Source organism: Microbacterium sp. ZW CA_36 (assembly GCF_044987475.1).
Lineage (GTDB): Bacteria > Actinomycetota > Actinomycetes > Actinomycetales > Microbacteriaceae > Microbacterium.
The window spans coordinates 1-10,630 of the sequence record NZ_JBJDRL010000096.1; the positions used below are offsets into that span (position 1 = coordinate 1).

General features: G+C 70.2%; 10 protein-coding genes and 1 pseudogene. 6 read left to right on the plus strand and 5 right to left on the minus strand.

Annotation, left to right across the window (positions count from 1 at the left end; translation table 11 throughout):
• Nucleotides 1-348, plus strand: a pseudogene (locus ACI3KX_RS20985) (phospholipase); the annotation flags it as partial.
• A 95-nt stretch (nucleotides 349-443) separates the two neighbouring features.
• On the opposite strand, the gene ACI3KX_RS20990 reads toward ACI3KX_RS20985, so the two are convergent.
• The 3 genes from ACI3KX_RS20990 to ACI3KX_RS21000 form a co-directional block, all read right to left on the minus strand.
• A complete protein-coding gene (locus ACI3KX_RS20990; protein WP_404910957.1) occupies nucleotides 444-1,148 on the minus strand; it encodes a DUF899 domain-containing protein in 705 nt (234 codons plus the stop codon).
• A gap of 170 nt (nucleotides 1,149-1,318) precedes the next feature.
• Entirely contained in the window at nucleotides 1,319-1,780 is a 462-nt protein-coding gene (locus tag ACI3KX_RS20995) for a GNAT family N-acetyltransferase (protein WP_404910958.1), read from the minus strand.
• Nucleotides 1,781-2,210: 430 nt separating this feature from the next.
• A complete protein-coding gene (locus ACI3KX_RS21000) occupies nucleotides 2,211-2,561 on the minus strand; it encodes a hypothetical protein (RefSeq protein ID WP_404910959.1) in 351 nt (116 codons plus the stop codon).
• A gap of 393 nt (nucleotides 2,562-2,954) precedes the next feature.
• On the opposite strand from ACI3KX_RS21000, the gene ACI3KX_RS21005 reads away from it, so the two are divergent.
• Complete coding sequence (locus ACI3KX_RS21005; RefSeq protein WP_404910960.1) at nucleotides 2,955-4,373, plus strand: DUF222 domain-containing protein; 1,419 nt, start codon at nucleotides 2,955-2,957, stop codon at nucleotides 4,371-4,373.
• Between the two features lie 100 nt (nucleotides 4,374-4,473).
• Here the strand turns inward: ACI3KX_RS21005 and ACI3KX_RS21010 are convergent, their stop codons facing one another.
• Both ACI3KX_RS21010 and ACI3KX_RS21015 read right to left on the minus strand, forming a co-directional pair.
• The gene (locus ACI3KX_RS21010; protein WP_349428685.1) at nucleotides 4,474-6,087 is read right to left on the minus strand and encodes a sodium:solute symporter family transporter; all 1,614 of its coding nucleotides are present in this window, start codon (nucleotides 6,085-6,087) and stop codon (nucleotides 4,474-4,476) included.
• Nucleotides 6,087-6,467 (minus strand): DUF485 domain-containing protein, encoded by a 381-nt coding sequence (locus ACI3KX_RS21015; protein WP_363354419.1) that lies wholly within the window; start codon nucleotides 6,465-6,467, stop codon nucleotides 6,087-6,089. The genes ACI3KX_RS21010 and ACI3KX_RS21015 overlap by 1 nt, the downstream gene beginning before the upstream one ends.
• Nucleotides 6,468-6,646: 179 nt before the next feature.
• Between ACI3KX_RS21015 and ACI3KX_RS21020 the strand changes: the two genes are divergently transcribed.
• From ACI3KX_RS21020 to ACI3KX_RS21035, 4 genes are read left to right on the plus strand one after another with little or no spacing between them, the layout of a single operon-like run.
• Nucleotides 6,647-7,891: a sensor histidine kinase gene (locus tag ACI3KX_RS21020; protein ID WP_349428687.1), complete on the plus strand. Its 1,245-nt coding sequence runs from the start codon at nucleotides 6,647-6,649 to the stop codon at nucleotides 7,889-7,891.
• Nucleotides 7,888-8,631, plus strand: coding sequence for a LytTR family DNA-binding domain-containing protein (locus tag ACI3KX_RS21025; protein WP_363354423.1), 744 nt, complete (start codon nucleotides 7,888-7,890; stop codon nucleotides 8,629-8,631). The genes ACI3KX_RS21020 and ACI3KX_RS21025 overlap by 4 nt, the downstream gene beginning before the upstream one ends.
• Nucleotides 8,628-9,080 (plus strand): DUF485 domain-containing protein, encoded by a 453-nt coding sequence (locus tag ACI3KX_RS21030; RefSeq protein ID WP_363354425.1) that lies wholly within the window; start codon nucleotides 8,628-8,630, stop codon nucleotides 9,078-9,080. The genes ACI3KX_RS21025 and ACI3KX_RS21030 overlap by 4 nt, the downstream gene beginning before the upstream one ends.
• Nucleotides 9,077-10,558, plus strand: a complete 1,482-nt coding sequence (locus ACI3KX_RS21035; RefSeq protein ID WP_363354427.1) for a cation acetate symporter — start codon at nucleotides 9,077-9,079, stop codon at nucleotides 10,556-10,558. Before ACI3KX_RS21030 ends, ACI3KX_RS21035 begins: the two co-directional genes overlap by 4 nt.
• Nucleotides 10,559-10,630 lie beyond the last annotated feature (72 nt).

A 10,630-nucleotide genomic window follows, 5' to 3' on the forward strand; every position in this document is an offset into this window, starting at 1 on the left:
GCGGCGAGGGCGGCAGCTGCCGCCCTCGCCGCCGCCAACACGCCCGACGGCGCCAAGGCGACCGCACGCCAGATGGCCGCATCGCAGTACGGCTGGGGCGACGGCGAGTTCTCGTGCCTCGAGTCGCTGTGGAACAAGGAGTCGGGCTGGAACTACCAGGCCTACAACTCCGGAAGCGGCGCCACCGGCATCCCGCAGTCGCTCCCCGGCAACAAGATGGCCAGCGCCGGCGCCGACTGGCAGACCAACGCCACGACGCAGATCGCCTGGGGCCTCGGCTACATCGCCGGCTCGTACGGCACCCCCTGCGCCGCGTGGGGTCACTCGCAGGCCACCGACTGGTACTGATCCGTCGCGCCACCGGCCGCTGAGCGAGCGCCGGTGCGCGATATGACGCAGGATGCCGCGCCCCGGCCGCAGTCGCGGGGCGCGGCATCCCGCTCTCAGTCGCGCGCCGAACCCGGGCCGTACAGCTCGGCGATCTTCTGCGACGTGAACCAGCCGTCGTAGGTGTCGGACTTCGGCCACCCCTCCGGCGAGTCCTGCCACACCTCCTGCCTGCCGTACGGCAGCAGATCGATGAGCGGGAACGTGTGGCTCAGCTGCTCGGTGCCACGGCCGTTCGTGTGCCACGTGCGGTACACCGTGTCGCCGTCGCGGAGGAAGACGTTCACGGCGAACCCGCCGCCGGCGGGCGCGTCCATGTCGGCGCCGAACGGGCTGTCGGCTGTCGAGTACCACTCCATGCGGTTGCCGGTCTTCTCGCGGTACGCGAGCGCCTCGTCGATCGGACCCTGGGTCACGATCACGAAGCGGGCATCGTACGCCTCGAGGAAATCGAGACGCGTGTACTGCGAGGTGAGACCGGTGCAGCCGGGGCAGTGCCATTCCTTGCCCTCGAACCACATGTGGTTGTAGACGATGAGCTGCGACCTGCCCTCGAAGACGTCGGCCAGGCGCACGGGTCCGTCCTTGCCGACGAGGGTGTAGTCGGGCAGCTCGACCATCGGCAGCCGGCGTCGCTGCGCGGCGATCGCGTCGAGTTCGCGCGTCGCCGCCTTCTCGCGGAGGCGGAGCTCGGCGAGCTCGCGGCGCCACGTCTCGGCATCGACGACGGGCGGAAGGGCTTGCTGGGTCGTGCTCTGCATCGGAACCTCCGAGTGTGCGAGTGCGTATGTTCACACTGTACACATTTGGATGCCGAGGTCAAGGGCCAGTGCGTCGCAGGGTGGCGTCGGGAACCAAGCAGGACGGCCCGGGAAACGACTCGGTGAGAAGCGAGGCGGTCGCCGGCGGGAGCGCCGGCTACCGCACCGCCTCAGTTCGGCGGATCGAGCGGGCGCGACCACGCCACTTCCCGGTCGAGCTGACCGGTCTGCCGGAACAGCTGCACCTGATGGGTGCTCGCGAGCACCCGCGCGATCTCGCCGCGGTCGGCGGGAGTGAAGCCCAGGCGCTGCCAGAACGGGCCCGAGCGTCGACTGAACAGCCACGCCTGCCGGGCGCCCTCATCGGCGGCGCGGTCGAACGCGAACCGGGCGAGCCGCGTTCCGGTGCCTGCGGCGCGGTCGTCCGGACTCACCGCGACGCTGCGGATGAGCGCGTGCCGCCCGTCGTCGCTGATCTCGTATCCGGTGCTGCCGACGACATCGCCGTCCGCGTCGCGCATCACCCAGAGGCGCACGGTGGGCGCGTCGAGGCCGCTCACGGTCAGGTCGACGGTCCGCAGGAACACGGCGAGCGCCGGCACGTGCTCCGTCCGAACGCGCTGCAGCTCCACGCGACAAGCCAACCACGCACGTCGGATGGCGCGCATTCGCGACCTGCGTGACCGTCCAGGTGGCCCGGTTCCAGCGGTGCATGTTTATACGAGGTAGCGAGAATACTCACTTCGTTCCTAGGCTGGACCAGAAAGCAATCCACCTCGAAAGTCATCTGGAGGATGATCGATGGAGATCACACGACGAACGGTCCTGACGGGCGCCGCGATCCTGGGAGCCGCCGCAGCGATCGGCGGCGCCGGTCCCGCGACGGCGGCGACCATGCCGGTGGCACAGGGCGAGACGTCGGCGAACCCCAAAGCGGTCGAGCGCTGGGGACTGCACGAGATCGTGCTGCGCGGCCCCGACAAGGGGAACCCGTACGTCGACGTCACGCTCGCCGCCGTGTTCCGTCGAGATCCGTCGCGACGAGGATGCGCCTGCCGGCGTTCATGCGTCTCCGAGCGCGTTCGGCGGCGTGACGTCGGGCTGCGCCGGCCCGACGTCGCGGCGTGCGAGCCTCGGCACTCCGGGTGCGGCGGGGCCAGGGATGTCCGCGTTGACGCCGATCCCTTCGTCCGGCAATGCGAACGCCGCGACGATCGTCGCGTCGTCTCCCGTCAGCCGCACCACTGCGACGCAGGCTGCCCTCCTATTCGAGCACAGCGTCACGTGAGCCGGCCAGGCGCTCCGGCTGAACGACGCGCCATCCTCCGCAGGCCGGAACAGCGCCACCACGGCGAAGCGATCAGCAGCGGGGGCGAACGGCTCGCTCCGGGCAACACGATCTCGGATGCTCATCACAGCGGCTCCTCTCGGTCTGACCATTGTGGGCGACGCAGGGTGCCAGTCAGCGACGAGAGGATGCCGATTGGGGCGAAGGCGGACTCCCAGGAAATGAATCACAAAAAGATAACGACGAACCCTTCCCTTCGTTACCTCGCCGTTATAGAGTGCTTGCACGGTAGTTGTTTTGCTGTGGCAGCTACCGACATGTGATTGCAGGACACTCTTGGTGCAAGGGACAAGGGCCGGTCGGTAGCCTCTCCGACCGGCCCTTACTCTTGCCCTCGGCGGCGGCGCCTCCTCCACAGCAGACGCGGTTCGCTCGTCCTCGTGAGTTGTCCGCAGAAATTGCGCTTGACCTGCGATTTCCCCCTCAGGGATGTCGGAACCCCTCGGCATGATGGGGGTATGACCTTCCCACTCGCCGACCTCCGCGACATCGCAGCGGTGCTCGGCGACGCTCTGAGGGAGCCGCTTGATCGCGAAGGGCATCGCGCGCTCTCCGACCACGATCTCGTCGAGACACTGAAGGTGGTCGAAGAGATCGGCCGATGGGCGGATGCCGCACGCCTCGGCATCGCCGGAGAGGTGGGGCGACGCAGCGAACCGGGTGCCGCCGACGTCACGCTGACGGCGGCGTTCGGCTGCGACAGCCCGATCGAGCTGCTGGAGCGTGCCGCTCACGTCTCGAACGCGACGGCTCGCGCGCGCCTGCGCACCGCTCGTGCTGTCACGACACGACCCACGCTCACCGGACAGGATCGGCCGGCGCCGCTCGACCACGCGCGGCGCGAGCTCGCAACGGGGCGGCTCAGCCTCGATGCCGTCACCACGATCATGGATGCGCTGCGGCCCCTTCAGCGGAGGTGCAGCGCCGACGACCTCGCCGCCGCCGAGGCCGAGCTCGTGCAGGCTGCCGTTGGCGAATCCGGCGCCCCGCCGTGCAGCATCTACGAGCTGCGGATCATGGCCCAGACGTGGGCGCTGTTCCTCGATCCCGACGGGACACTGCCCGACGAAGACAGCGAACGCATGCGCACCTTTCGGCTCGGACGCGAACGCAACAGCCTCTTCCCCTTGCACGGCAACGTGACCGCCGACGTCGCTGCCGCCCTGCAACGGCTGCTCGACGCCCAGCTCATTCCCCGCGTCCAGGACCGCGCTCCGCGGTTCGTCGACGTCGAGCCGTCGGGCGCCGGCGAGTCGGCCGCGGACGAGCACGTCCGCGATCCGCGGACCGCCGACCAGAAGCGGCACGACGCGTTCGCCGGACTCCTCGCCGCGGCGGCGGCGTCCGCCGACAGCCCAACGCTGGGCGGCGCTCCGCCCACTCTCATGGTCACCGTGGCCGCAGATCAGCTGGAGCGCGCAGACGGCGTCGCCTTCGTCGACGGGCCGGACGGCGAGGTGCCGGTATCCGCGACCTTCGCGCGTCACATCGGGTGCCACGGCACCATCCATCGTGTCGCGCTCGGCGCCAACGGCCGGATCAGGGCCCTTGCGGTCACCGACCGGGTGTTCACGCATTGGCAGCGCAAGGCCATCGCCGCTCGCGACGGCGGCTGCGTGATCCCCGGATGCCGGGTCCGCGCCGCGTGGTGCGAGATCCACCACGTCGTCGAGTACGCGAGGGGCGGACCGACCCAGGTCGACAACGGCGTGATGCTCTGCTGGCATCACCACCGGACCATCGAGACCAGCGGGTGGGAGATCCGCATGCTCGACGGCGTCCCCCAGGTGCGGCCACCGACGTGGGTGGATCAACGAAGACCCTGGCGATCCGCCAACCGGGTGCTCCACAACGACCTGCGAGTGAGATCGGCATAGCGGGGCGCCGTGAGACCCGAAGCCCGAACGCGCCGACATGGCCGCAACAACAAGGGCCGGTCGGGAACGTCCCGACCGGCCCTCGCATCCGCGGGGACTTCTAGTGGTTGACCGCCTTCTCGGCACCGATGCCGGTGAGCGAGCGCACCTCCATCTCGGACTGCTTGGCCGCGTCCTCGGGCGTCTTGTCGAGCACGCTCACGATCCAACCCAGCAGGAATGCGAGCGGGATCGAGATGATGCCGGGGTTCGACAGCGGGAACCAGGCGAAGTTGATCGCCTCGGTCTTGAGCATCGACGTCTCAGATCCCGAGACCACCGGCGAGAACACGATGAGCAGGATCGCCGAGGCGAGACCGCCGTACATGCTCCACAGGGCGCCCTTCGTCGTGAAGCGCTTCCAGAAGAGCGAGTACACGATGGTCGGCAGGTTGGCCGACGCCGCGACGGCGAAGGCGAGCGCGACCAGGAACGCCACGTTCTGGCCGTTCGCGCCGATGCCGCCCACGATCGCGACGATGCCGATGATGACCACCGTGCGGCGCGCGACCTTGACCTCGGCGCCCGGCTCGGGCTTGCCCTTCTTCACGACCGACGCATAGATGTCGTGCGCGAACGAAGCCGCTGCCGTGATGGTGAGACCGGCGACCACCGCGAGGATCGTCGCGAACGCGATCGCCGAGATGAGGCCGAGCAGCAGCGGTCCTCCGAGCGAGAACGCGAGCAGCGGTGCCGCCGAGTTCGGGCCGCCGGGGGCGGCCGCGATGACCGCCGGGCCGACGAGGGCCGCCGCGCCATAGCCGAGCACCAGCGTGAACACGTAGAAGATGCCGATCAGCCAGATGGCCCAGACCACCGACTTGCGGGCCTCCTTGGCCGTGGGCACGGTGTAGAACCGCATGAGTACATGGGGCAGTGCGGCCGTACCCAGCACGAGGGCGAGGCCGAGCGAGAGGAAGTCGATCTTCGCGACCTCCGATACGCCGTACTTCAGACCCGGGTCGAGGATCGCCGGGTTCTCGGCGACCGCGACGGCCTTGTCGAGAAGCGCGGAGAAGTCGAACCCGTTGATCGCCAGCACCCACACGGTCATCACGCCGGCGCCGACGATGAGCAGCACCGCCTTGATGATCTGCACCCACGTGGTGCCCTTCATGCCGCCGATGAGCACGTAGAGGATCATCAGCGCGCCCACCACCGTGATGACGAGAGCCTGACCGAGCTGGTCGCCGATGCCGAGCAGCAGCGAGACCAGACCACCGGCACCCGCCATCTGCGCGAGCAGATAGAAGAAGCAGACGACGAGCGTCGTCGTGGCCGCGGCGATACGCACCGGACGCTGCTTGAGGCGGAACGACAGCACGTCGGCCATCGTGAACTTGCCCGTGTTGCGCAGGAGCTCCGCGACGAGGAGGAGCGCCACCAGCCAGGCCACCAGGAACCCGATCGAGTAGAGGAACCCGTCGTACCCTGTCATCGCGATCGCGCCGACGATGCCCAGGAACGACGCCGCAGACAGGTAGTCGCCGGCGATGGCTGCGCCGTTCTGGCCGCCGGTGAACGACCGCCCTGCGGCGTAGTAATCGGCGGCCGTCTTGTTGTTCCGGCTGGCGCGGAACACGATGACCATCGTCACCGCGACGAACGCGCCGAAGATGGCGATGTTGAGCCAGGGCTCGCCGGGCGAGGTACTCGCCGCTTCGAAGTGCAGCATCAGCGTGCCTCCTCGTTCTCCAGAGCGCCGGACTCGAAGGTGCCGGTCTCGATCTCGTCGCGGATCTCTTCCGCGAGCGGGTCGAGGCGACGGTTGGCGTAGTGCACGTACCAGGTCGTCACGGCGAAGGTGGTGACCACCTGGGCCATGCCGAGCACCATCGCGATGTTGACGCTTCCGAACACTCGGGTGGACATGAAGTCGTGCGCATAGGTGGCGAGCAGCACGTAGGCGAAGTACCAGGCGAGGCATGCGCCCAGAACGGGGAAGACGAAGCTCCGATGCGTGCGCCGGAGCCGTTGGAACTCGGATGATGATTGGACCGCGCCGTAGTCGACCTCTGCGAGATCTATGGCGGCGCGCGGGGCTTCGTTGCCCATGACGTCTCTCCTTCGAGGGGGGTCGGCGGGCCGTCGGCCGCGCCGCTGCGTTGACAGTGCGACCATGCTCGCGCGCGGCCGGGCGGGCCGGGGGTGGCCGCCGCTCGTCGTCGGTGAACGGCATCCACGGTGCGACGAACGGCGGATCGGCGACGACGAACGACGGCTACGCTGGCCGCATGCCCGAGTCGATGCTGCTCGCCGCTGCCGCCGGCGTCGTCGCCGGGGCGCTGGCGGTCGGAGTGGTCATCCTGCTGCGGCGCATCGTCGCATCGAAGGATCTCGGCACCGACGTCGAACAGGCGACGTATCAGACGCTTCACCTCGCGAGCCGCGCCGCCCAACACCTCCGCGGCGGCATCGCCGAGGGCGACGCCACGCGAGCCGGGCGGCATCTGCGGGCGCTCCTCGGGTGCGAGACGCTTGCGCTCGTCGACCCGGCGGGCCATGTGACGGTCGAGGGGGACGACGCCGTCCGTGAGGTCGCGGGACGGCTCGCCGCTGAGGCGCGCGCGTCGAACCGTCCGCAGCTGCAGCGGCGGATCCGGATCGGCGACCGGGAGACGGATGTCGTCGCCGCGCCGATCCTCGCGGGCGGCGTGCCCGCCGGAGCAATCGTCGCCTTCGCCCCGCGTGTGCGGGCCGGTCTCGTGCGCGCGACCGGCGAGGTGGCGGATTGGGTCGCAGCTCAGGTCGAGCTCGGCGAGCTCGACGCCTCGAGGGCCGCGCTCGCCGAGGCCGAGGTGCGCGCGCTGCGCGCGCAGATCAGCCCGCACTTCATCTACAACTCGCTGAACGCGATCGCCTCGTTCATCAACACCGACCCGGCCAAAGCACGGGAGCTGGTGCTCGAGTTCGCCGACTTCACCCGCTACTCGTTCCGCCGGCACGGCGACTTCACCACGGTGGCCGAGGAGCTCCGCTCGATCGACAGCTATCTGAAGCTCGAGCGCGCACGGTTCGGCGACCGACTGAAGGTGACGTTGCAGATCGCCCCGGAGGTCCTCTCGACGGTCGTGCCGTTCCTCTCGATCCAGCCACTCGTCGAGAACGCGGTGAGGCACGGGCTCGAAGGCAAGGAGGGCGGTGGACGCATCACGATCGAGGCATCCGACCAGGGCGCGTTCGCCGAGATCAGCGTCGAGGACGACGGCGTCGGCATCGATCCCGCCGCACTCGAAAGCGCGCTCGCCGGCGTCGCGACCGGCCAGCACGTGGGCCTGCGCAACGTGGACGCGCGACTGCGGCAGGTGTACGGCGACGAGCACGGGCTGGTCGTCGAGACGAATGTGGGCGCCGGCACCCTGGTGCGGATGCGCGTGCCGAAGTCGCAGCCGGGCCGCGTCGCGGCATCCTCCTCCGCTGCGGGCCGGACGGCGGCATCCCCGGCTCCGGCCGCCGCCGAAGGGAGGCGGGAACGGTGATCTCCGTGCTCATCGCCGACGACGAGCAGCCTGCGATCGACGAGCTCGCCTTCCTGCTCGGGCAGGACCCACGCATCGGCGTCATCCACCAGGCGGCGTCGGGCGCCGAAGCGATCCGGCTGCTCACACGCGAGCCCGTCGACGCCGCGTTCCTCGACATCCACATGCCCGGCCTCAACGGCTTCGACCTCGCCCGCGCACTGCAGCGCTTCGAGCGCCGGCCCGCGCTCGTCTTCGTGACCGCCGACGAAGAGAGCGCACTCGAGGCATTCGACCTCGCCGCCGTCGACTATCTGCTGAAGCCGGTGCGCACCGAGCGCCTGCACCGCTCGGTCACCCGCATCGTCGAGGCCATGAAGGCTCAGGCTGCGCCGGCGACGGATGCCGCGGCATCCGCTCAGCCCGAGATGATCGCCGTCACGCTGGGCGGCACGACGCGCATGATCCGCCGCGACGAGGTGCGGTACGTGCAGGCGCAGGGCGACTACGCCCGGCTGCACACCGAGGAGGCCAGCTACCTCGTGCGCGTGCCGATGTCGGACCTCGAACGGCAGTGGGCCGACACGTTCGTGCGCATCCACCGCTCGTACCTCGTCGCGATCCCGCACCTCGCGCGCCTCCGGCTCGTCGGCGACCACCCGAGCGTCGTCGTCGGCGGCGCCGAACTGCCGGTGAGCCGGCGCCTCCTGCCGGCGCTGCGGGATCGACTCGAGTCGACGACGATCCGGCCACGGTCATGACGTCGCGCCCCTCGAACAGCAGCGCCGACGGAGACTCCGGCGACGACGCCGCCGACGACCCCGCGCCTCGGGATGCAGCACCACTCCAGCGCGTGCGGGTGACCGCGCCGCGCGCAGGGTCGCCCGCAGCCTCGGCCCGGCCGGTGTCGCACAACGCGGCCGATGCGCCGACGAGCGATATCGCCGGAGTGTATGTGCGTTCGCTGATCCGCTCGCAGCTGCGACTCGGGGTCGTGTTCGCGGTCGGATTCGCCGCGGCGACGGCGCTGTTCGTGCTCGCGATCGCGTTCGCACCCGAGCTGGACACCACGTTCGTAGCCGGTGTGCCCCTGTCGTGGCTGCTGCTCGGCGTGGGCGTCTACCCGCTGGCCATCACCGTCGCCGGACTCTATCTGCGCGCGGCTTCCCGGAATGAGGCGCGCTACCGGTCGCTGACGGAGGACGAGTGAACGCCGCCATCGGCTACATCGCGATCGCGGCCGTCGCGATCGTGTCGGCGCTCATCGGGTTCTACGGCCTGCGGGTCTCACGCACGACGAGCGACTTCTACGTGGCGAGCCGCACGGTGCGGCCGTGGTGGAACGCGTCCGCCATCGGCGGGGAGTACCTGTCGGCAGCGTCGTTCCTCGGCATCGCCGGCCTCATCCTGCTCACGGGATCGGCGGCGCTCTGGTTCCCGATCGGCTACACGGCCGGATACCTCATGCTGCTGCTGTTCGTCGCCGCGCCGCTCCGCCGCTCGGGCGCGTACACGATCCCCGACTTCACCGAGGCGCGGCTCGACTCGGTCTGGGCACGCCGGGTGACGAGCACCCTCGTCATCGTCATCGGCTGGTTCTACATCGTGCCGCAGCTGCAGGGCGCGGCGCTGACCGTGCGGATCACCACCGGCCTCCCCGCCTGGGTCGGCTCGCTCGCCGTCGCGGTGATCGTCGCCGTCGTCGTCGCGGCCGGCGGCATGCGGTCGATCACGTTCGTGCAGGCGTTCCAGTTCTGGCTGAAGCTCACGGCACTCGCGATCCCGGTGGTCGCGATCCTGCTTCTCGTCGGCGACGTGCCGCCGGCGCTGACGCCCGTCGAGGCGTTCCCGGCGAGCGCCGGTCCCGGCGAACTCGAGGTGTACCGGACGATCTCACTCATGGTCGCGCTGCTGCTGGGCACGTTGGGGCTCCCCCACGTACTGGTGCGCTTCTACACCAACCCCGACGGGGTGGCGGCACGACGCACGACCGTCATCGTGCTCGTGATGCTCTCGGTCTTCTACCTGTTCCCCACGGCGTTCGGGCTGCTGGGGCGGGCCTTCGCCCCCGACCTCGCCGCCTCGGGCGACGCCGACGCCCTCGTCCTGCTGCTGCCGGGCCGGCTGGTCGCCGGGCCGCTGGGCGACGTGCTCACGGCGCTCGTCATCGCCGGCGCGTTCGCGGCATTCCTCTCCACGTCGTCGGGTCTCGTCGTCTCGCTGGCCGGCGTGATCAGCCAGGACCTTCTCGGCGGCAGCGTCCGGGGGTTCCGCATCGCGGCCGTGCTCTCGTCGTTCGTCCCGCTTGTCGTGGCGCTCGCCACGGAGTCGGCGGGGCTGGCCGGCAGCGTGGGGCTCGTCTTCGCGTTCACCGCGTCGACGCTGTGCCCGGTGCTCCTGCTCGGCATCTGGTGGCGCGGTCTCACGGCGCGAGGGGCGATCGCCGGCATGCTCACCGGCGCGGTGCTGTCGGGCGTCGCGATCCTCGGCGGCGGGATCGTCTCGGCGTGGCTGCCCGCGCTGCGCCCGTTCCTCGAGCAGCCGGCGGCCTGGACGGTGCCGATCGCGGTGGTCGTGATCGTGATCGTCTCACGCAGCGACCGCCGCGGCATCCCGCGCGGCACTGATCTGTTCCTCGCCCGGCTGCACGCGCCGGAGGGGTCCCGACGCCTCGGACCCGACGGCTGACCGCGCCGCGATCCGCGGAGCCCGGGCAGTCCTCAGGACCCGACCTCACACGCCGCCGCCGCCTCCCCCGCC